Source organism: Bremerella sp. JC817, assembly GCF_040718835.1.
GTDB lineage: Bacteria > Planctomycetota > Planctomycetia > Pirellulales > Pirellulaceae > Bremerella.
Window position 1 is genome coordinate 87,499 of record NZ_JBFEFG010000253.1, and the last position, 22,474, is coordinate 109,972.

At 56.4% G+C, this 22,474-nt stretch carries 20 protein-coding genes; 5 read left to right on the plus strand and 15 right to left on the minus strand.

Going from position 1 to position 22,474, the window contains the following annotated elements; all coding sequences use genetic code 11:
• Positions 1–116: 116 nt before the first annotated feature.
• Entirely contained in the window at positions 117–542 is a 426-nt protein-coding gene (locus AB1L30_RS04260; protein WP_367012158.1) for a hypothetical protein, read from the minus strand.
• A 410-nt stretch (positions 543–952) separates the two neighbouring features.
• On the opposite strand from AB1L30_RS04260, the gene AB1L30_RS04265 reads away from it, so the two are divergent.
• Genes AB1L30_RS04265 through AB1L30_RS04280 form a run of 4 tightly spaced genes read left to right on the plus strand, consistent with a single transcriptional unit; the run spans position 953 to position 5,268 of the window.
• On the plus strand, positions 953–1,843 hold the full coding sequence (locus AB1L30_RS04265; protein ID WP_367012159.1) for a hypothetical protein: 891 nt from the start codon (positions 953–955) through the stop codon (positions 1,841–1,843).
• A gap of 40 nt (positions 1,844–1,883) precedes the next feature.
• Positions 1,884–3,101 (plus strand): formylglycine-generating enzyme family protein, encoded by a 1,218-nt coding sequence (locus AB1L30_RS04270; RefSeq protein ID WP_367012160.1) that lies wholly within the window; start codon positions 1,884–1,886, stop codon positions 3,099–3,101.
• Positions 3,098–4,003 (plus strand): hypothetical protein, encoded by a 906-nt coding sequence (locus AB1L30_RS04275; protein ID WP_367012161.1) that lies wholly within the window; start codon positions 3,098–3,100, stop codon positions 4,001–4,003. Before AB1L30_RS04270 ends, AB1L30_RS04275 begins: the two co-directional genes overlap by 4 nt.
• Before the next feature lie 14 nt (positions 4,004–4,017).
• Positions 4,018–5,268 (plus strand): hypothetical protein, encoded by a 1,251-nt coding sequence (locus AB1L30_RS04280; RefSeq protein ID WP_367012162.1) that lies wholly within the window; start codon positions 4,018–4,020, stop codon positions 5,266–5,268.
• A gap of 2 nt (positions 5,269–5,270) precedes the next feature.
• On the opposite strand, the gene fliM is transcribed toward AB1L30_RS04280, so the two are convergent.
• The 14 genes from fliM to AB1L30_RS04350 form a co-directional block, all read right to left on the minus strand.
• A complete protein-coding gene (gene fliM, locus AB1L30_RS04285; protein WP_367012163.1) occupies positions 5,271–6,299 on the minus strand; it encodes a flagellar motor switch protein FliM in 1,029 nt (342 codons plus the stop codon).
• Positions 6,300–6,344: 45 nt separating this feature from the next.
• Positions 6,345–7,619 carry a glutamate-5-semialdehyde dehydrogenase gene (locus tag AB1L30_RS04290; RefSeq protein ID WP_367012165.1) on the minus strand — a complete coding sequence of 425 codons (1,275 nt, stop codon included), beginning with the start codon at positions 7,617–7,619 and terminating at the stop codon, positions 6,345–6,347.
• Positions 7,620–7,870: 251 nt separating this feature from the next.
• Entirely contained in the window at positions 7,871–8,362 is a 492-nt protein-coding gene (locus AB1L30_RS04295) for a hypothetical protein (RefSeq protein ID WP_367012166.1), read from the minus strand.
• Positions 8,363–8,386: 24 nt separating this feature from the next.
• Positions 8,387–9,301 (minus strand): dihydropteroate synthase, encoded by a 915-nt coding sequence (gene folP / locus AB1L30_RS04300; RefSeq protein ID WP_367012168.1) that lies wholly within the window; start codon positions 9,299–9,301, stop codon positions 8,387–8,389.
• Positions 9,302–9,349: 48 nt separating this feature from the next.
• A complete protein-coding gene (gene lptE / locus AB1L30_RS04305) occupies positions 9,350–9,901 on the minus strand; it encodes an LPS assembly lipoprotein LptE (RefSeq protein WP_367012169.1) in 552 nt (183 codons plus the stop codon).
• 24 nt (positions 9,902–9,925) lie between these two features.
• Positions 9,926–11,209, minus strand: coding sequence for a tetratricopeptide repeat protein (locus AB1L30_RS04310; RefSeq protein ID WP_367012171.1), 1,284 nt, complete (start codon positions 11,207–11,209; stop codon positions 9,926–9,928).
• 38 nt (positions 11,210–11,247) lie between these two features.
• A complete protein-coding gene (recO, locus tag AB1L30_RS04315) occupies positions 11,248–12,000 on the minus strand; it encodes a DNA repair protein RecO (protein ID WP_367012172.1) in 753 nt (250 codons plus the stop codon).
• A 56-nt stretch (positions 12,001–12,056) separates the two neighbouring features.
• On the minus strand, positions 12,057–13,346 hold the full coding sequence (locus tag AB1L30_RS04320) for a hemolysin family protein (RefSeq protein WP_367012173.1): 1,290 nt from the start codon (positions 13,344–13,346) through the stop codon (positions 12,057–12,059).
• Between the two features lie 3 nt (positions 13,347–13,349).
• Entirely contained in the window at positions 13,350–13,832 is a 483-nt protein-coding gene (gene ybeY / locus AB1L30_RS04325) for an rRNA maturation RNase YbeY (RefSeq protein WP_367012174.1), read from the minus strand.
• Between the two features lie 10 nt (positions 13,833–13,842).
• Positions 13,843–15,948, minus strand: a complete 2,106-nt coding sequence (locus AB1L30_RS04330; RefSeq protein WP_367012175.1) for an HDIG domain-containing metalloprotein — start codon at positions 15,946–15,948, stop codon at positions 13,843–13,845.
• Positions 15,949–16,131: 183 nt separating this feature from the next.
• Positions 16,132–17,094 (minus strand): PhoH family protein, encoded by a 963-nt coding sequence (locus tag AB1L30_RS04335; RefSeq protein ID WP_367012177.1) that lies wholly within the window; start codon positions 17,092–17,094, stop codon positions 16,132–16,134.
• 185 nt (positions 17,095–17,279) lie between these two features.
• Positions 17,280–18,197, minus strand: a complete 918-nt coding sequence (locus AB1L30_RS04340) for a phosphatidate cytidylyltransferase (RefSeq protein WP_367012178.1) — start codon at positions 18,195–18,197, stop codon at positions 17,280–17,282.
• Positions 18,179–18,973, minus strand: a complete 795-nt coding sequence (locus AB1L30_RS04345; RefSeq protein WP_345094887.1) for an isoprenyl transferase — start codon at positions 18,971–18,973, stop codon at positions 18,179–18,181. Before AB1L30_RS04345 ends, AB1L30_RS04340 begins: the two co-directional genes overlap by 19 nt.
• A gap of 96 nt (positions 18,974–19,069) precedes the next feature.
• Entirely contained in the window at positions 19,070–20,380 is a 1,311-nt protein-coding gene (locus AB1L30_RS04350) for an adenylosuccinate synthase (protein ID WP_367012180.1), read from the minus strand.
• A gap of 229 nt (positions 20,381–20,609) precedes the next feature.
• Here AB1L30_RS04350 and AB1L30_RS04355 point away from each other — a divergent pair, with 229 nt between their 5' ends.
• Positions 20,610–22,214, plus strand: coding sequence for a C25 family cysteine peptidase (locus tag AB1L30_RS04355; protein WP_367012181.1), 1,605 nt, complete (start codon positions 20,610–20,612; stop codon positions 22,212–22,214).
• Positions 22,215–22,474 lie beyond the last annotated feature (260 nt).

Genomic DNA, 22,474 nt, shown 5'->3' on the forward strand with positions numbered 1-22,474 from the left:
CTGCTCGACGGGGCAGGGGACCAAAAGAAAAGGACGCCCCGAGGGACGTCCTTCGTAAATCGTTCTTGCCAGATGCGAATTTGTCACCGGCATGCTCGGTCGAAAGTTCTTACCGACTACAGGCCGTAGTAGTGAACATCGACGTTGCCGCACTTCTTAAAGACCATTTTGATCTTGAAGCCACAGCACCATTCGTACTCGACGATGCCACGATTGAACATGCCGCAACGGCTGTCAATGCAAGGGACGCCAGTGCAGCAGCTTGGCAGGCAAACCGGAACATCAACAAAACAGTTACAGCGTGGATCGACGACCTGCAGGATTGCTTCGGTTGGTGGGCAGCAATCGAAAGGGCAAGCCTTCTTGGTGAACAGACGATGATTCTTGTAGGTGAAGCATGGCTCGTAGCAGCATGGCTTCGGTGGTTCCGGAGCACAGCAGGTCGGTTCGACGTGCTTGGCTGCGGCGGATGTTTGACCCGCCATGGTCAACAGAACGGCAACTGCGAACAGTGCGGAGAGTGGCTTGGCGAGGCTGATCATGTGGGTGACTCCAAAGTCTTCAGGGGGAAATGCGAGAATCCTTCTCTCGCAAGATCGCTTGCATTCCCAGCAAGCGCAAACACTTCTTTCAGCCTATCATCTCTGCCCGCAGGGGCAACTGGGGAGCTTAAATCCAGGTTTTCGGTTACTGGAACTGAGTAAAAGGCGCAGTTGACAGGATATGGGGAGGTATTTTCTGGGGATTCTTTTGCCACCGGGGCGGTTTCGACCTACTTTTTCAATGGCAGTTGGTAAACCAGCCAGCTTACCTCCTCATTTTTAGCGGGAAACGGTCTCCGTTTTCCCTTCCCTACTTATTCGATTTGGCCCCGACTCCGAGGCGTCCCGTGAAAGGACCATAGGTTTATGGCCGAAATCTTCCCAACTGACTGGCGGAAGGCAGGGTTGACGTGAATGCTCACGCAATGGCTCCGGAATTGAGCCCCGACTATACGCCGCTCGAACAGGCACTCAATCAGCTTCGCCACCACAATAGCGAACTCGAGGGCTTTATTGATCAGCTTCTCAGCGAGATTGCCAACCTCGGGCAAGAGGTAGAGTCACGCGCAACAGAACTACTTAGGGCTCGACAAGACCTGGACCGCTCTTCGGAAGTTTCGATGCAGTCCGCGGAGGAAAACCTGCGTCTTTCGCGGCAAGTGCATGAAAAACAGGAAGAGCTGAAAAAAGCGAACGACGAGATCGCTCAACTGCGGTTGCAACTCACCACCGCGCAGCACTCGTCCGTCGCAGATCCAGGCAGCCAGCAGCGTATCGCTGATTTGGAACGCCAACTGCGTGAACGTCCAGCCGCCGGCGCACCCGATGCGCAGCTTCTGGCCGAAGTCGAGCATTTACGGCGGGATTTGGCAGCGACCAAGCTGGAACTGATGCGACGCGATCAGGAGCCGGTCGGCGGGCAAGCCGACGACAATCTCGATTCGCTCGTCGAAAAGAACCAGGCCTTGGAGGGCGAATTGCATCAGGCCCGTGGGCACGCGATGCGTTTGACGGAAACGATCGACCAACAGCGACGCGAACTCAATCAGCAGCGCAGTGCCTGGAGCGAAGAGCTTCAGACGATGCGAACCGCTCTCGAGCGTCGTGGTAGTTCTACGCCAGAGACCGCAGCTCCTCAGCATTCCTTCGCCGATACGTCCGTGATTTCCGATACGGCAACCGTTTGTCGGGACGAGATTGAATATCGTGCCAACAACAACAACACGGTAGTGGATTCGGTGATGGCTCAGTTCGCCAAATTGCAGCGGGATGTGAACAAACGTCGTAGCCAGCGCAGTTAGTTCACAGACTTTTCCTTATTTCCTATTCAGGACTCATCCGATGAATCGCTATGTAGTAGGGGTAGCTGGCGTAGCCGGTGTCGCCGTATTGGCGGTAGGCTGGCTCTGCGGTATTTTCTTCATGGCTTTAGCAACTCTTTTGCTTCTTCTGGCCCTCGGCGGTGGATATCTCGGATTTCGGCAGTACTCGCTGAAATTTCCCGCCTCGCATGTTTCCGGCGGTGCTCGATCGGAAGGATCGACTCCTATCAACTCAACACGCACATCAACTAAGCGTACCGCCGAAGACTCGCAGTCGTTGGCCAGGCAGATGCTCGATCAGGGACGCTATTCGTTGCTGCTGCGTCCTCAGATCGCACAGAGCATTCCACCTAAATTCCTGCAGCAGGCCCAAGATCTCCTCGACGAAGAAATGACCCTGGTCCCAGGCGGCGAAACGATTCTGGGACGTGGCGTGAGCACGTCGACTGAAACGCCGGAGTATCTGGATGGCCGCGTGGTTCAAGTCGAAGGCTTTTACCTCGATCGTTACCAGGTCAGCAACGAACAGTTTCATCGCTTCGTCGAAGGTGGTGGCTACGAACAGATCTCGCTGTGGGATCCAGAAATCGTTCCCGCGTTGCTCGAATTCGTCGATCAAACGGGCGAGCCAGGTCCACGCTATTGGATGAATGGCAAATATGCCCATGGTCAAGGCAAGCATCCGGTGGTGGGTGTTTGCTGGTACGAAGCGGCCGCGTACGCACGCTGGGTTGGTAAACGCTTGCCAACCGACCCGGAATGGGTAAAGTCTGGAAGCTGGCCGGTACCGCTGCCGGGCGCGCGACCGATTCAACGAAAGTTTCCCTGGGGCGATGCCTTCGATCAGAACAGATGTAACTTGTGGGGCAGTGGTCGTGGTGCCACGGTGCCGGTCGATCAGTTCCAGGACGGCATGAGTGTCGGCGGTGCCCATCAATTGATTGGCAATGTCTGGGAGTGGACTTCCAGCCGCTTCGGTGCCTGGCAGTCAGGCTCGACGCCACTGGTGCTCGACGCTTCGATGCGCAGTTTGCGTGGTGGTGCCTTCGACACCTACTTTGAAACCCAATCGACGTGCGATTTCCAGAGCGGCGATAAGGCGATCGCCCGGAAGCGAAATGTTGGCTTCCGCTGTGCGATTGGAATTTGCGATTTGATCCCTGACGAGTCGATGCAAGCCGAGGAGGCTCCGGCCCAGGTCGAGTCCTATGAAGAACTTGCAGAGGTGACCTCATGACCAAACGCGTATTGGTAGCTATGGACTCGTATCGCCTCGCTGAGTGTGCGGTACCGGTATCCTGTTATATCTGTGGCGTCGATAACAACTACAACACCGAGCTTTGCCGCCATTGTGCCGCTCCGTTGGCACTTTCGCACCAGGCTCGGACCCAGGGGCTACGTCCGCAAATGGTCGCCGTGCTGGGAACAGCCGCGGCCGGCAAGACGGTTTACCTGGGCATGTTGCTCGACATGCTGACACGTCAAAACGGTCGCGTTCAGGTGCTTGCGCGAGGTGCGTTTTCGATCACCTTGCAGCAGCGCACCATGATGGCGCTGTCGAACTGCCGCTTCCCAGAAAAGACGCCGAACGAGCCTGATCGCTGGAATTGGGTGCATTGCCAGGCCAAGATCAACTCGAAGAAGAACCCAATGGAATTGATCATGCCTGACATGGCTGGGGAAGCGATCCTGGAAGAGATCGACCACCCCAATGCCTATCCGGCAATCCACTCGTTCCTGGAAAAATGTTCCGCCGTAATTTTGTTGGCCGATACCGATCGGATTGAACGAGGTGGCGCCGAACAGAATTACTTCCTGATGAAGCTGATCACCTATCTCAGCGAACAGGACAACCGCAAGGTACGCGGTAAAAGTACGCGTCCCGTCGCGATTGTGTACTCGAAGGCAGATCGTTGCGAGCCTTGCTTCGACGATCCAGAATTGTATGCCCGCGAGAAAACTCCGAATCTTTGGCAGCAGGTGCAGCAGCGTTTTACGAACTACGGCTTCTTCGCCTCGGGCGTAGCCGGTTCGGTCGGCTTCCGGGATGCCCCCGGCGAAGGTCCGACCGCCGTACCGCTGCGAATCGAGCCGCGCGGAATCGTCGAACCGTTCGAATGGCTCGTCCGCAAAATCTGACCTGGTAACCTTGTATGGCTACGCTCTCGCCCAAAGATCTCCACCTATCCGTATCCAAGTCGCAAGACACTGCCGGCACGGTTGCCGTCGAACAGGCGATCTTCACGTCGGCTCGTACGTCGAACAAAGATGGCTATCAACTGGTCGCGTGGAGCCCCGGCATCAGTGCCGAAGACGCGCGACTGTTGGCGGTATGGGGACCGGCTCACGACTCGATGATCGTGTCTGACCCGAGCGATGTAAGTTTGAACTTTCATCCCCTCGGACAAGGCAAGTTCTGCGTCTCGCGAACGATGCTCGGCACTGCCGAGTACAGCGGGCGAGGTGGCCGCCAGGTTTACACCCACTGCTTCATTCTCAGCACGGAAGGGTTCACTCGATTCCAGAACGATCCGTTTCGGGTGGTATCGGCGGCGCTTGCCATTCGAGATTTACGACCTGGTTCCGAACTGCCCACCGATCTGCCGACACTGAAGATGCTGCCGTCGGGCCCCCCGGTCGAGCCTGCGATGATTCGGCTGTTCGATGCTCCGCTACAACAGCAGATGCTGGTGTCGTGGACGCACATGGCCCTGACGACGAACAAGCTGACCTTCACCGGCAGCTACAACGATCGCTTCCTGGCGGTCTTTTTCAATCTCTTGCCGGTATCGGTGCGACCGCAGTTTTCATTCTCGACGCGACTTCGCTACTCACCACGCCGCGACTTTCGATTGATCGGTTTGGGAAGCGACATAGAGGAACAAAAGAAGGCATCGCGTCAGGAAGGGTGCAGCGTCTTTCAATTTGATGCCCCAGCTCGCAGTCCTGAGATGTCGCGTCACCCCTGGGCGACTTGGGTTCAAGTGGCACTTTGCCACCGAGAACATGACGAAGCGGCACGGATGATTGGTGAGGTCCCGCTGTCGGCACGCCTGGAAGATCTACCTTCAATTGGCAATCGCTTTCGTGTGGCGATGTCTGGTCGACGGATGCGAGAAGCGGCGGCCAGTCCTGCACCAGTCGAATCGGTTGTCGTTCCGGAAACGAACGCTGATCGCGACGAACTGCTGACGCTGGTCGAGCGGGCACTGGAAGGCGATGTCGCGGCGCTCGAACGGCTTAACTCGACCTGGTGTGCTCAGCCCGATCGTCAGATGGAATCGCTGCGGGAAGAATGTGCCCGGCACTTTGTAAAGCTGGCCCAGGAACGTACGATCGAGCCTGGAACGAAGGCTTCCGTCGCGATCGAGATTCTTAGCTTGATCTTGCGAACAAGCATCTAACGCTACGGCGTAGCTGTTTTGCGTTCGTAGCTACGTTCGATCTGAATCGCTTTGCGTCCTTTGAATGCCCCGGCAAAGGCCTGGAACGTTGGCGTGCCGTTCACGTTGACCTGCAACGCGGTCCGCGAATCTTTCTCGGTGGTAATCACATCACCCACGCGCAGGTCGAGCAACTCTTCCATGGTGATCGTCGTTTCGGCCAACACGACGTCGAGATTAACTGGGGCCTGATCGAGGTGGATCCCGATCGCCGCCTTCGACTGCGGTGTCGCTTCGGTGCTGCCATAGGCGAACCACGAGTTGGCCGTCAGCTTGTTGCTGATGCGTTCGATCGAATTGAACGGGATACATAAGTTGATCATCCCGCGGACATCGCCGATCGCCAACTCGAAGCTGACCAGCACGACCACTTCGTTCGGCGGCACGATCTGAACCAACTGCGGATTACTTTCGACGCGAACCACTTTCAAGTCGAGCGGCAGGACGTTTTCCCACGCATCTTTCAGTTCGACCAGGAACAAGTCCGAGATCCGCGAGACGAGCGTCAGTTCAATTTCTGTCAGCGGACGTCGTGTGGCTGGGGTGCTCTCTTTTCCGCCACCCAGCAGGCGATCGATGATCGGGTAGAGGATCGACGGATTGATGTCGAGGATCAGGTTCCCTTCCAGGGGATCAGCGGTCAGCAAGTTGAAGCAGCTGGGGTTTTCGAGACTGAAAACGAATTCGCTGTAGGTCAACTGATCGACGCTGGTCAGCTTCACCTCGACGATCGAGCGAAGCAGGGCCGAGAGAGCCGCACCGAAGTTGCGGCTGAACCCTTCGTGCATCGACTGCAGGGCCCGCATCTGATCTTTACCGACGCGTTCAGGCCGTTTGAAGTCGTACGGCGTGATCTTCTCGCGACCACGCACGGCACGTTGCGTGGGGGTCTCCGGTGGAGCCGCAACGGTAGCCTTGGACGGCTCGCTGCCGGTTTCCATTGCATTGAGAAGGCTTTCGACTTCTGCCTGGCTTAGAACGTTGTCTGCCATGAATCATTCCCTCGATTCACGAAAACAGGGACTCCGTCGTCTCGACTACTTACGGACGTGTCCCTCTCCCATGACGATGTACTTGTAGCTGGTCAGGGCATCGATGCCGCATGGACCGCGTGCATGAAACTTGTCGGTGCTGATTCCGATTTCTGCACCCAGGCCAAACTCGCCACCATCGTTAAACCGCGTGCTGGCGTTGACCATCACGGCTGAACTATCGATCTGAGCCGTAAACTTGCGGCTCGCCGACAGGCTCTCGGTAACGATCGATTCGGTATGACCTGAGCTGTATTGATTGATGTGGGCGATCGCCTCGTCGATGTCGTCGACGATCTTCACCGAAATGATCGGACCGAGATACTCGGTGCCGAAGTCTTCTTCGGTGGCGGCAACGGCCGATGGCAAGATCGCACAAGTTCGTTCATCCCCACGGATTTCAACCGATTCGGGAGCGAACGCTTCCGCCATCTTCGGCAGAAACTTCTCCGCGACTGCCTGGTGGACGACCAGCGATTCCGCCGCATTACAAACGCCGTAACGATGGCACTTGCTGTTGAACGTGATCTGAACGGCCATGTCCAAGTCAGCTGCCTGATCGACGTAAACGTGGCAGTTGCCGGCAAAGTGCTTGATGACCGGCATCGTGGCTTCTTCGCTGACGCGACGAATCAAACCTTCGCCACCGCGTGGGATGGCCACGTCGATCAATTGATTCAATTTCAAAAAGTGGCCGACCGCGGCTCGGTCGGTGGTCGATACCAACTGCAAGGCGTCAGCCGGAATACCAAACTCGACCGCCTTCTCTTGCAGGATCGAAACGATCGCTTGCGACGAGTGGATCGCTTCTTTGCCACCACGCAGGATGACTGCGTTGCCACTCTTCACGCAGATCGCCGCGGCGTCGGCGGTGACGTTCGGTCGCGATTCGTAGATGAAGAACACAACGCCCAGCGGAACGCGAACCTTGTTGATCACCAAACCGTTGGGGCGAACCGACGACTCGATGGTGGCACCGATCGGGTCGGTGAACATCGCGATCTCTTCCAACGCGGAGGCAATGCCGTCGACACGTTGTTGGGTGAGTCGCAGGCGATCGATCGCGGCGTCGGTCAAACCATACTGCGGAGCGTTAGCCAGGTCTTGTTCGTTGGCCTGAGCGATGGTCTCGAAGTTCTCGCGCAGGGCAGCAGCCGAGGCCTTAAGCCAGTCGTTTTTGGCCTGACCCGAAACAGTGGCCAGCACCCGTGAAGCCGCTTTGGCTCGCTGGGCCGTTTCCAGGCAGTAGGTGGTTAAGTCGAGATCGTCAGCAATCGCCATTCTTCAAACCTTGCGAAATCATTGGTCCAACGTGCGATTATCCCTGGAACAGGACATGGGGTCAATGCGAAAGGTTCGTACGGTGATTGCTTGGATATCACCGTAAGTGCTATCGTGAATAAGGTTTATGGCGATCGTGAGTGCGGCGGCAGCTGGACACAGGTGAATGGTTGGCAGTCGTTTTCTAACCGAAATAACGTTTTCAAGGGCAGGCTCCCCGGAGAGGCAAGAGAGCAAAGCCGCTATGCGAACTACGGATTAGCCTGAGACTGTCGCCAAATCGATGCCAGATGAAACCAACTTGCGATCCCGGAGCCGATGGTCAAGCCCGCCGCGTAAAGCCAAGGAACCCACTTGTCTGGTTCCGAAGGAAAATCGACCTGAAGTATTAAGACGATGGCAATTGTCGCGGCGGACATCAGCAGCATGGATAGTAGGATCGTTATCGCTGCGACGAATACCGATGGATTCGTGCCGAAAGACCGCGACAAAAGCACGGCGATCAGGGACGAAACTACCCCAGTGAACAGGCCAATCGCGGCACCGATTGCCATCATCATCCCCAAACTCATCAACAGTTCAGGTGGCTGCAGAAACAATGACGGAGTCGAGATTACCAGGGCAATCAGCAGAGCAAAGCCCATCGACATTCCGCCATAAACTGTGTGCAGCAGAAGCCCTCGCTTCCAGGACCACCAGGCATCGAAACTTGCCGTTGTCGCGGAATCGTCAGGGTGCGACATGGTGGAGAGCCTTGGGGTAAAAGGTTAAATCGGAAGTTCGGCCGAAATGCCATCGATTCCGCCCGTAGCGATGAAGGCGTCGAGAGCCTCTTTATTCGCTTTGACGTCATGAACGCGAATGATCTGCACGCCTAAACGAGCCAGGGTCAGCGTTGACCCCACAGTGGAAAGTGTACGGTCTTTATCTTTGTCCCCCAGGATTTTGGCGAGAAATCCTTTTCGCGAGTGGCCGACCAACAGAGGACAGCCGAGCGAATGGAACTCGTCGCACTTCGCCATCAGGTCGAGGTTATGTTGGTGTGACTTGCCGAACCCGATGCCAGGATCGAGGCAGATCTTGGCCCGGTCGATCCCTTCGTAACGAAGCTGGCGATAGCGGTTCTGCAAGTAATCGAAGATATCGAGCACGACATCGTCGTAGGTGGGATCGTCCTGCATTGTTTGCGGAGTCCCTTGCATGTGCATGGCACACACCCCGACGCCTGTTTCGATCGCCAACGGAATCATCGCGGCATCTGCTTCCATGCCGCTGATATCGTTGATGATTTCCGCCCCGGCGGCGATCGCTTCTTTGGCGACGGCGGCCTTGGTGGTGTCGATCGAGATTGGAATCGAGACTTGTTCGGCGATCCCTTGAATCACCGGAATGACTCGCATCAGTTCTTCCGCCGGATCGACAGGTTCCGAGTAAGGACGTGTGCTCTCGCCACCAATATCGAGGATCTCGGCTCCGTCAGCTTGCAACTGCAAAGCATGATCGATGGCGGCGTTCTTATCGAACCACTTGCCCCCGTCCGAGAAGCTGTCAGGCGTGACATTGACGATCCCCATCAGCATCGGAGTTCGCGAGAAGCGAAGCGTCTGGGTACGAAGCTGCCACGAGACTGCGCGGTACGGATATCGTTGGGCCAGAGTGGTGCTGTGTGGGATTGGTCTCATGCCAACATTTTAGCAAACTTTGACACGAGAAGAGGAGTAGGGAGGCGCCTACCAGGGTGCTTCCATGCTCCGAACCACTTCCTGGGCAAACTGTTCGATTGCATCCTGCTGAGCGGTGACCATCGATTGACCAGGTTCCGGATAAAGCAGCCCGTTGGCGGTAATCGTCTGGCTGCGAAGGACCGGGGCGAGATCGAGTGTGGCAGGCTGGCGAATCAACTGACCGCGCTGGTCGAGCCATTCGTAGCGAATCTGGAAACTCTCTTGCAGAATCCGCGGTTCGTCCAGCGTGTTAAGTCCCTGAACGATCTTTTCGTCAACCACTAGCGTTCCGCGAAGGACCGTATCGGCCGAGGCTTCGTCGGTGACCTTGTAGATGGTGACCGCCTCGATTTCTTTGATGACCGCTTCGGTGATCTTTTCGCCGAGCTCGGTTCGGAACGAGTTCGATTTGAAGACCGGAACGTAGACGGTTCGAATGTCAGGACGATAAAGACTACGATTGCCAAACTGATAGTGCACACAGCCCACCGTGCTGCCCGCTACGACCAGTAGCAAGGCAGTCAAGATCCGTCGGTAGTGTGCATTCAGGTTGGGCATATCGTCGGTTCGCCAGGGAAGGCGTTATCGCGAAGTCGTATCGTTTTCAGGTTTCGTGGCCAGGCTTTCGATCGGCTGAGGAGCGGCCTGGGGCAGATCCTTCTTGCGTTCAAGCCAGCTATACAGAAACTCGGCTGGAGGCGTTGGCGTGGCAGGCCGATCCTGGACCTCGGCAATTCGCTTCTTGGCTTCGTCCGCCATGTTCGATGATGGGAACTTCTCGATGATTTGTTGATAGTAATGACGTGCCCCAGCGTATTCGCGGCGGCGATCGTAGAACGTCGCTTTGAACCAGAGGCGTTCGGCCTGAGAGGCACGGATATCGAAGTCGAGTTTCTCGATAACCTGCATGTTCTCTTGAGTCTTATCAGGGAACTGACGCTTCAAGCGAGTCAGCAAGGTTTCGGCATCATTCAAAGGCTTCCCGTCATATTCGGCCCCTTGATAAACCTTCAGTTTCGTCACCACTCCCAAGTAGTGAGCATTGAACTGGTGCTCGCTGGTAGGGAAGTTTTCGCGAAGGTCGGAATAGAAGCGGTCGGCTGCCTCGAAGTTGCCTTCACGGAAATGAGCGTTCGCTGCGGCCAGCGTCGCGTCGTCGGCCAGGTCGCCACTTGGATCGTCCAGCCGAATCAGGTCGAACAGTTTGACCGCGTTACCGAAGCGATCGAACAGCGGCAGTTGCGAGTCGGTCAGGTTCGGCTGCAACGCCCACGTGCGTTCGGTCGTATGACGATCGAGCCAATAGCGGGCCAACTTGAAGCGGCGCGTTCCGATCACGTCGAGATGTTTGGTGTTGGGATACTTCTTCACCAGGTTGTCGTACTGCTTGGTCGCGTCGGGATAGTTGTCGACGAAGAAGTAGCATTCACCGGCATACATCAACGCGTCTTCTTCCAACGTCGAGTTCTGGTGATAGAGCCCAGCGCGAAGGAACAAGCCAGCGGCCTGGTTCAGCTTGGCGGCTCGTTGGGCACCCTCTTGTGCCATCCCTTGTTCGTAGATGCTCTCGGCCTGAGCGAACAGCTTCTTGGCCAAGGCTCGATTTTCAGAGGTGTTGCCGGTTGCTTCTAGCGTTTTGGCACCGACCCCCGTCGGATCCCACCATGCCGCTTCTTTGGCAGGCTCGGCTTCCGGCGATTGGCCTCGCTGAACTTCTTCTTCGTAGCTGACCTGGGCGACAGCACCATCCGACGGGTTAAAGACCGTGGACGGTGGTACCGGGTCTCGCTGGCCGAAGTTCATGCAACCTGGCGCGCAAAGAGCCGGCAGAATGCCAAGGGAGACGATCCATGTTGTTTTCATCATCGAGGACTTCCTTGCCCTTCTCGTGGTCCATCCCGAAATCAGATCGCCAGAATTCTTAGGTATTCTCGCAATCTGGGTGTCTTGCCCAGGGTATGGCTAAGGTATCTGTTGACGAGTGCCCGGACCTCCATGGCCAGACGTGATGGAATCTCAGTCGATTGCCACCGCTCGTCCTCCGCGGCATACGTCGCTAACAAGTGCAATGTTTCAATCGCCACGTCGATGACCTGACGATGTCCACTGCGGGCTCTTCGCGAAAGCACGCCACCAGCGAGCAGTCCAAAAGGAGTACGCCCCCGCTCGGCAATCGGTTCACCTGTTTCGACACAATGGGTCAACTCAGGCAACTGGCCAAGGTAGCGGAGCAGCATCATTTCAAACCGCAACACTAAGCGAGCAACCTCTTCCAACCGGTTCAACCGCGAAAGGATATCGTCGGCCAAATGAAACAGTTCCGGGTGCGGATCGGAGCGATCGGTCATCTCGGCTAACAACTCGGCCACATAGTAACCGGCGTAAAGATGTTCGGTGCTCTTCTGCCCACCACGAAAACGTCGTTCGACTTTCGCTTCCGTAAGCAAGTCGAGGCTGTCGCTTTTTTTGTGGAGGAAGACTATTCGACTTACAGTCAGCAGGTCAAGGCCAGACTCGAAGGGGCTCTTGGGACGCTTGCATCCCTTCGCTAGTGCCGAGATCTTGCCGAATTCCTCGGTAAATAGCGTGATGATGCCCGAGGTCTCGCTGAAGTCGACGGTTCGAATAACGATTGCTAGCGTCTTTTCCGCCGACATAAGATGTAGATTTTCTGAGAGATTCCGCGTTCAAGCTACCATGCCCGATCTAGTAGCTATGCTGGCTGGGGCTTGTTTTGCCGAGTTCGGATGAGTCGCAACTGGTGAATCCGACGTCGATCCGAGGCAGTGACCAGGATCTCGACGTCGCCGACCTGCAGCTTCTCGCCTGGCTTGGGAATCCGTTTCATCTCGTGGATCACCAGCCCGCCGATCGTATCGTAATCGTCATCTTCAGGGAGTTCCATGCCCAGGACTTCGTTGATGTCCTCGACGTGGGCCTTCGCGGTAACATCCGCTTCTTCGTTCGAGATCTGGACGATTCCGTTATCGGTTTCGTCGAGATCGTGTTCGTCGACAATCTCGCCGACGATTTCTTCCAGCACGTCTTCGATGGTGACCAGGCCGGTGACGGCATGGTATTCGTCAACCACCAAAGCCAGGTGGGTGCGTTTGCGAAGGAAGTACTTCAGCAATTCACTCACCGTCATGCTTTGCGGGACATGGATGACCGGACGCGAAAGTTCCAGCAGTGACTTGCGGGTCGACTCAGGACGAGCTAACTCGGGAAGCAGGTCTTTCACGTATAAGAGGCCTGCGAAGTTGTCGCGGCTGCCATCCCAGATCGGGATTCGTGTGCGACCAGTCTTCGAGATAAACTCGACCGTTTCCCACCACTGCGTCGTCGCGGCCAGGGCGTCGATCTCGCTGCGAGGGGTCATGATGCTGGCGGTTTCGGTATCGTCGAGGTCCATCACCCCTTCGATCATTTCGCGGGCATCTTCTTCGATATGACCTTCGCGGATTGCTTCGGTCACGATCGTGCGGATCTCTTCTTCGAAGTCTTCTTCTTCATCGGTCGGTTCGTCTTCGATCCCAGCGGCACGCTTCAACAGTCCGCCCAGCAGGTCGACGCCGAAGGTAACCGGGTAAAGAACCGTGCTGACCATCGACCAGACGGGCCAGGTGTAGTAGATGAAGGCGGGGCCAAAATGTTCGGCAATGGCCCACGGCAGCCAGACCATCGACACCATCAAAACGGCCGTCACGCCGACGACGTCGCCGGTGAACGTGAGTGGATCGAGGAGCGACTCTTCCCGAAACAGCCAGGCCTGGCTCGAAATCAGGAACAAGGCCAGCGAGAGCACTTGAAGGGCCTGGGCAGCCAGGGCGGCAAGTTCGTGGTGCTCGTGAATGGTACTGAAGAGTCGGGGGCGGTTTCGCTTTTCGCAAAACTCTTCCAGGTCGTGCCACAACATGTCAGGCAGAATCGTGGCGGCGATCGACGACAGGATCAGAATCAACAGACTGGATGTGGACAGCCAGACGAATAACGTGGGTCCCATCGCTTAAGTCGCTCCTTGATTCGGGGTACCGGTCGCTGGGGACTGGCCGTTGTATTGAATGCCAAGCTTGGCCAGATAGTGCTGCTCGAGCCGACGCATCTCGAGGCGATCGTCGTCTTCGTGATCGTCGTAGCCGGTCAGGTGCAAGCAGCCATGGACGACGTAAAGAGTCATTTCTTCTTCCACCGACCAGCCATGCTGCTGGGCCTCATCGGCAGCGTATTGAGCACTCAACATGATCTCGCCAGACAGAAAGCCATCTTCGTCGTCCATCGGAAACGTGATGACATCGGTCGGGTAATCGTGTTGGAGAAAGCGAACGTTGAAGTCGTGGATCTCCTGGTTGTCCACGATGGCGATACCGACTTCGCCCCGTGGGTATCCTTCCCCAGAGAAGACTTGAGAGACAGCCTGGACGAATAACGCCTCGGGAACGTTAAATTCCTCTTGGCGGTTAGATAAATTGACTTCGTAGTCGGAGGACATCGGTCTCGCTTTAAGCAGGCTGCGAACTGGGGTACTTCACACGACCATGATAAACGGCGGTGAGGCTTTTGGTCACACTGGATTGAATTTGACGCAGTTCGCGTAGCGTCAGACCACATTCGTCGAACTGGCCATCGAGTAATCGTTTCATGGACAGTTCTTCGACGAGGGCACTGATGCGGGCCGAAGTTGGCTCGACCAGCGTCCGGCAGGCACTTTCCACCGCGTCGCAAATCATCAGCACCGCGGCTTCCTTGGTTTGTGGTTTCGGACCTGGATAGCGGTAGATGGTTTCGTCTACTTCCCGTTCGTCTGGGTTCGCTTCGACCTTGGCGCTGGCGACACGGTAGAAGTACTCGACCAGAGTCGTACCGTGATGCTGTTCGATGAAGTCGATAAGCGCGCGCGGCAACCGGTGCTGCCGCGCCAAGTCGGCTCCATCTTTCACGTGAGCGATAATCACCAGCGTGCTAATCGCCGGGTTCAAGCCATCGTGACGATTGTCGGATGCATTCTGGTTTTCGACAAAGTATTCCGGCTTCATCATCTTGCCGATGTCGTGGAAATAAGCACCCACGCGAACTAGAAGGCCGTTGGCGCCAATCGATTCAGCGGCTGACTCCGCGATCGAAGCGACCGTGATCGAGTGGTTATAAGTACCTGGGGCTCGCTGAGCTAGTTTCTGTAGCAACGGATCAGCGGCATCGCCCAGTTCCAGCAAGCTGATGTCGGTGAGCACACCGTACGCCTTTTCGATAAACGGCAGCAGCCCTGTCATCACGAAGCCGGCACCGATGGCGAAGCCACCTTGCCAGGCCGCCGATTGCAGCAGCGACATCGTGACGGGCTGTCCAGAGACGATGCTGACACCATACTTCGTGCAGAAGGCGACTACGCCAGCCCATAAGCCAACGAAGATCAGCTTGTTGCGGCTGCGGATGCGATTCATCGAAAGCGTCGCGGCGCTGCAGGTCGCAGTAATCGTAACAAACGCGATCAGTCCGCTGCCGGTTGTCAGCACGATGGCCAGACTCACGCACGCGGTCACCAGCAAGGCGAACTCCTGGCGATAGACGATCGAGATCGTCATGGCCAACAGCATTGTCGGGATGATCTCGGCCTGCCAGCGATCGTCGAACCAATAACCAAGCGCGACTGTCGCACAAACCGGAACCAAGAACAGCAGGTATTCGTTCAGATCTCGCAGAATGGTCGGGCACTTAAAGACCAGGTAAATCGCACACAACGTTCCCAAGGCGTAATACATCCCCAGGATCGCCAGCGAATAGATCGTTTTCGAGAAGAAGCTTCGCTGCTGGCAATAGGCGTCGTGCTCGGCATGCAAAAGATCGATGTCGATGTCGTTGAGCGGTTTGCCAGCGATAACGACGGCGTCTTTCGTCGAATAGATATGCATGACCGGTTCGACTGCGGCGACTGCTTTCTCACGTTCTTTCGCAGTTGCAACGGGATCGATTTTCAGCGTGCCGGGCAGGTTCTTTTCGACCCAGAAGTCGACTGCGCGAACAAAGAACTTGATGTCTTCGTCTTTGACTAGTTCTTCCAGTTCCAACTGCAAGCTGCGGCGAATCTTTTCCAGGACCTGAGCCTTCAGAACATCGTTCTGCGAAATGATCTGCTGATTCGGATTCGGACCGGCCGAGACCACAATGATGCTCGCGGCCTGACCTTGCTTCTGTTCCAACTGGTCTGGTGCCAGGATACCGCGGGAAGCGTAAGGCTTCATCGCCGCTTCGATCCGCTGCTGAAAGGCATTGAGCATGCCATCGCGACCAAGCAAAGCTTTCAACTGGGTGAACTGCGCTTCGCGTTCTTTCGGATCGAGCGGAGCGACGTTGTCGTCTGCGATCGGGAAGAACTCGTTCCAGAGACGTTCGACTTCGGCGTCGAACTGCTTCGCGCTTTGCAGCCGGGCAATCGTGGTCTGCAGTTCGGTCCGCATGTTATCGAGTCGAGACGGGTCGTTGATGTAGACCGACATCGACTCATTTTCCGCATCGCGCTGCGCCTTGGCGGTCGCCAGTGGATCGGGAACGGAGAATTGAACCCGGGGATGGATCTCGGCTGGCGGAACGTAACCCAGGCGATAGTCCATCGCAGGATTCCATGCCCCGGTAACCAACCAGAGAGCAACCGCCGCAAAGAGGGCGCATGCCAGGTAAAGGAGTTTGTCTGGGTGCGAGAGTTCCGATACGAACCGCCGAAACGTTCCCGGAGGAAGTTCCAAAGAGGCGACGTGTTTGGCTCGTTTTCTCGACTTACCGGGTTGCGCCATGATTTAGCCGCCTTCGCTACCGAGTTCGTTTTCTGAACTCGTTTCGTAGGCATCCACAATCTTTTGCACCAGCGGATGACGCTGGATATCTGCGTTGCTTAACTCGACGCGGGCAATTCCATCAATGTTGCGAAGCCGATACAAGGCATCGGTCAAACCACTTCGTACTCGAGGCGGAAGGTCGTTCTGGGTGATGTCCCCACTGATGACCATTCGCGAGTCCTTACCCATCCGGGTCAGGAACATCTTCATTTGGGCCGATGTCGTATTCTGGGCTTCGTCCAGAATGATGAAGGCATTCTTCAGTGTCCGCCCGCGCATGAAGGCCAGGGGAACGACTTCGATAACATCGGTCGCCATATACTGCGTGATGAGATTCGGCTCCATCATTTCCGAAAGCGAGTCTAACATCGGTCGCAGGTAGGGGTTGATCTTCTCATACAACGTCCCGGGAAGGAAGCCAAGTTGTTCGCCAGCTTCCACGGCAGGACGGACAAGAACAATCTTGCCGATACGGTTTTCTAGTAACGCTTCGACCGCCAGGGCTACGGCCAGGTAAGTTTTGCCTGTACCGGCAGGTCCCAGGGCGAAGACCATGTTGTAATTGCGGATCGCCTCGACATAGGCGACCTGGCCGGGGGTCCGTGGTTTGACCCCGCCACCTTTCTGGAATGTGGCAATAGGTATCGTTCGACGAATGGTCGGTTCGCCGTTGACTTCGCCCAGGGCCTCGTCCAGGTCTTCTTTGTCGAGCGTTCCGTTGCGTTCCAAGCGGTGGCGCAGATCTTCCACGACACGAATCGCCTTGGCGACGGCGCGTTCTTCGCCTGAGATGCTCACGCGTTCGTCGCGATGGGTGATCGAGACGTTCAGCGAATCGCGGATACGTCGAAGATGTTGGTCGCGACTACCGAAAAGTTGGAGGACCGAGGCATGGTCCAAAAATTTGATCGTTGCTTCGTACATCGATTTAGGCAGGGCCTATCGCCTTATGCCGGAAAGGAAGAATTCCTACGTCAAAATATAGACAATGTTTCAGTCGTGGGAATGAGCGCTGTTGGCGCCTTGGTTGTAACCCTAGTATCAGAATAGGGTTAGGCGTGTATGGCAATTCGTTGGCGAATGGGATAATTGTGCTTAATCGGCACAACTTACCAGCCGGGACCGACAATACCGAGTTCCCAGCACAGCAAGGCGACCGGTGCCCCCAGCAGCATCGAATCGAGAACATCGAGCACGCCGCCGAGGCCGACGAGCCATTTGCTGGAGTCTTTTGTCTCCATGTCGCGCTTGAACATCGACTCGGCCAGATCTCCGATCATGCCAGCTGGCGAGACCAACAAAGCAAAGAGAAGCCAACCTAGCGGCATCGATGGGATCGGTGCCCCGGCGATCCACGGGCCAATCAGCTGAAAGACCAGGTAGCTTCCGAGACACGCCGTGGCCAATCCGCCGAGCGTACCTTCCAGTGTTTTTCCAGGACTTAGCCTGGGGACAAGTTTGGTGCGACCAAAGTTCGAACCAATAAAATAAGCGCCGATATCTGAAATCTTCACGACGACGATCATCGAGAGTAACGCGACCATGCCGTAGGCGTTCCCTTGTGGGGTGCCTTGCTCGACCAGACGTAGGCGAACGACAAAACTCAGCAGCCCTCCCACGTAGAAGATCGCGAAGATCGTGAGCCCGAGGTGAATCATCGAAGCGCCCGGTTTTTCGTACCGGCGCATTTCTCCTACGATCGCCAGGATGGCCCCGAAGGCCAGCGCGTATAGGACCCATTCCGATTGAACGGCTTGCGAGGGAATCTGCGAGCTAGGCCACCAGATCGGAAGGCTTGCCGTAAGCATGACCGTCAGCGTACCGAGGTGACACGACCAGCCAATCGGTCGAAGCTGTTTCGCCCGGAGCAGGTCCAATACTTCTTCCGCGGCAAGAACCGCCAGCAGGATGACCAGCGGCAACAGCCACAATCCGGGCCGGCCAAAGTTCTGGTTGAAGTCGAGCCAACAAAGTCCGCAAAGAGGCAGAATTATGGCAATCGATCCAATCAATCGCCACTTGAGCACGCGTCAACTCCTGAGGGGCCTTGGTTGGTAAGGCCACCAAAACGACGATCTCGCGAGGCGAAGTTTTCAATCGCATCTCGCAAGGTTTCTTCGCGAAACTCTGGCCAGCAAAGATCGGTAACCCACAGTTCGGAATAGCTGATCTGCCAGAGCAGGAAGTTGCTGATCCGCATCTCGCCGGCTGTGCGAATCATCAGATCGGGGTCAGGCATACCGCGGGTATAAAGATGCTGGGCGATCGTTTCTTCGGTGATCTCTTCGGTGGTGAGCCTTCCCTCTTTCACCCCTTCCGCGATGCAACGAACCGCGTCGACCATCTCGGCCCGGCCGCCATAATTGATTGCCAGACAAAGCGTGGTGCCGGTGTTGTTGGCACTCATCTCGATGGTCTTGTCCATCTCGCGCTGGACTTGCTCGGGGATACCATCACGGCGACCGATGATCTGGACGCGGACGTTTTGCTTCATGATCGTCGAGCGTTCTTCGATCATGTATTGCTCGAGCAGATGCATCAGGAAGTCGAGCTCGTGCTGGGGTCGCTTCCAGTTCTCGCTGGACAAACAGTACAGCGTCAACTGACCGATCTTCAGGCGTGCACATTCCTCGACGGTGCAGCGGACCGAAGTCACGCCGCGCCGATGTCCTTCAATACGAGGCAATCCCTGGCGTTGAGCCCAACGACCGTTGCCATCCATGATAACCGCGATGTGATTCGGAAAGCGGTCGCGAGGAAGGTCCTCGATCGGATGTCGCGCTGTCGTCGCCGTTTTAGACACGTCGCTTCGTGGGCCAATAAAAGGAACGAAAACCAGGGAACGTTAAATCTCGATACCTATTATGACAGTTCCCTGGGTTCGATTTCAACGCGGGATTTAGGTTACCGCCAGCTTCAGAACGTCTTTGGTGAAAATGGTTTGCTTGCGGTCTGGGCCAACCGAGACCACACCCACCGGGAAGCCAACCAGTTCTTCAATCCGTCGGACGTAGGCCAGTGCGTTGGCTGGCAAGTCGTCCAGGCTGCGAGCACCGGTGATTTCTTCGGCCCAGCCTGGCATCGTTTCGTAAATAGGCTTCAGATTGCGGATGTCGTCGACATGCGATGGGAAGCGGGTAATTTGCTCGCCATTGAGTTCATAGGAGGTGCAAATCTTGATTTCGTCGAACGTCGACAGCACGTCCAGCATCATCAGCGAGAGGACGTCGATACCGCTCACACGGGCTGTGTAGCGAACGGCGACGGCATCAAACCAGCCGGTACGTCGTGGACGGCCGGTGGTCGTGCCATATTCATTACCACGCTTGCGAATCTTTTCGCCTGTTTCGTCGTGCAGCTCGGTGGGGAAGGGGCCTCCACCAACGCGGGTGCTGTAGGCTTTGGCGACACCAATTACCTGATCGATGTGCTTGGCGGGGACACCGGCACCTGCCGAGGCGCCAACGCCGGAGCTATTGCTGCTGGTCACGAACGGGTAGGTCCCGTGGTCAACGTCGAGCAAAGCGCCTTGGGCACCTTCAAAGAGAATGGTCTTCTGTTCGTCGACAGCGTTGAGCAGCAAGTCGGTCGAATCGCAGACGAACGGACGGAGTCGTTCGGCGTAGGCTGCGAATTCTTCGTAGATCTTATCGGGATCGAGCGGTTCGAACTGGCCGTCTTCGTACATGCTGGCGATCGTGCGATTCTTCTTCTCGCAGATCATGTAGACCTTGTCTTTGAAGTTCGGTCGCATCATGTCGCCGAGGCGGATCGCATAGCTGCGGCCCACTTTGTCGCGGTAGCAAGGGCCGATACCACGCAACGTGGTGCCGATGTTCTCGCCGTCGGCGGTTCCCTGGTTCATCGCACGGTCTTCGGCAATGTGCCAAGGGAAGATGATGTGCGAGCGATCGCTGAGACGCAAATTGTCGATGGAAACGCCGCGCTCGGTCAGGGCGTCCATTTCACCAAGCAGGATGGGTGGATTGATGACCACCCCGGCGGTGATGACGTTCAGCACTTCACTGCGCAAGATACCACTCGGGATATGGTGCAGCTTGTAGACGTTCTCGCCGTCGACGACGGTGTGACCGGCATTCGCTCCGCCCAGAAAACGGGCCACGATATCGTGCTGCTGGGTCAAAAGATCGACGAGCTTACCTTTAGCCTCGTCACCCCACTGCAAACCAATAACACACGAACCAGCCACAAACCTTCTCCAGTGATAGCAATCAATTCAGGACGAACCCACCTAGTGTAGCGCGAATCGGGGGAGGTGGTCAACGAGGCGAACCACCCCGGAAACGCCAATCTGGGGGAATTAACCTTCATTCCAACAGGCCAAACCGATACACTTCCCGATACCGGGAGCCTGCTCTCGAATTCCCGAAATTCTGGTCATTTATCACAATTTGCAACCTTCTTCACTCGCTGCTGCCATGAATTCGCTGCTTGTCCTGGCACTTCTGATGGCCACTCCGGAAGCCCCGGCAAACCAAGGCTTCGATACGCTGGTGGTCTGTCCGCAGCCCTACGTTGCCGCCATGCAGCCCTGGTTTGACTACCGAATGAAGCAGGGACACCGGATCGGGGTGGTCACCGATACGTCCTCGAAAGAAGCAATCCGAACGACCATTCGCGAAGCGGCCGAGGCAGGTCCTCTCCAACAGGTGCTGTTAGTGGGGGACGCGATCGCCGATCAATCGGACGCCATCGGCGTGCCGGTTCATTACCAGAAGGCGGTCGTGAATGTCTTGTTTGGCTCGGAGCCTGAAATTCCGACCGACAACTTCTATGCGGACCTGAACGACGACCAGATCCCGGACATCGCGGTCGGGCGGTTTTCGGTAAGCAGTGAAGAAGAATTGAAGACGATCGTGGCCAAGACGTTGGCTTACGAAACCAAGCTTCCTTCCGGCGACTGGCAACGGCGATTGCACTTTGTGGCAGGCCTCGGTGGCTTTGGTTCGGTGGTCGATACCTTGATGGAATCGGTTACCAAGAAATTTCTGACCGACGAAATTCCGGCCCACTTCGATGCCGTCGTGGCCCAGGGAAGCTGGCAAAGTATCTACTGCCCCGACCCTCGCGAGTTCCGCGATGAAGTCCTGAAGCAGCTCAACGATGGTGGATTGTTCTGGGTGTATATGGGGCATGGGCATGTCGAGCACCTCGACTATGTTCGAGTACCCAATGATGCCTTCCCGATTTTCTCGAACAACGATGCCCTGGCTCTACGCAACGAGCGCTCGAACCCGATCGCAATCTTTCTGGCCTGTTACACAGGGGCTTTCGATGCCCCACGAGACTGCCTGGCGGAGCGACTCCACCGAGCAAAAGGTGGGCCGGTCGCGGTTTATGCCGGATCGCGTGTGACGATGCCTTACGCCATGGGTGTCATGGGCACGGAGATGCTGCAGCAGTATTTCGTCGAGAAACAACCAACGCTGGGGCAACTGATTCTGCATGCCAAGCAGGAAACCATTCGCCAGAGTGGCAAGTCAGGCAATCGCAAGATGCTCGACACAATGGCCAGCCTCGTCAGTCCCAAGCCGAAACTGCTGCGGGAAGAACGGCTTGAACATATGGCTTTGTTCAACCTGCTTGGCGACCCGCTGCTGAAGCTACCGCATGCTTCGCCGGTCGAGATTGAGGCACCCAAAGTAGCCGAGCCAGGGCAGACGATCGAAATCGCGGGCACCACCGAAATAGCGGGTAAGGTCCATGTGGAGTTGGTCTGTCGACGCGATGGATGTGTCGAAACGCTCGCTAAGCGGGCACTCTACGATGCCCGTCACGATCAACTGGCGAGCTACAACCAGACCTACCAATCAGCCAACGATCGCTGTTGGGAATCGGTCGAGGTGCTGCCGGTCGACGGCAACTTCACCACCCGTTTGTTGGTGCCAGAGGCCTGCGAGGGGCCATGTCATGTCCGAGTTTGGGTGGAAGGTGCTTCGCAAGTCGGGTTAGGTTCGCACGATATCGAGATCCGATCACGCCCTGCGAAGCCGCAAACCGAAGGGGAACTGGCCGGCCAGTAGCCACTCGATCGGTCACGGAATTGCGAGAAGATCGCCACTAAGTTGCTTTTCGGGAATTTCTCTCCCGAGAACGCTTGATTCATGCTGTAGGATCAAGGTAGAGTAAATTGCAAATCGGGCGTTGCTCGCCCGGATTCCTAAGGGTCGGCACTTGCTCCGAAGATGTCAGCCGACCTCCCGCCTGAACTACCAACCTTCCGCAGAACGGGACGTTCTTATGAGATCGCGGCTACTTCGTGGCAATTGGCGCTGGATAGCTT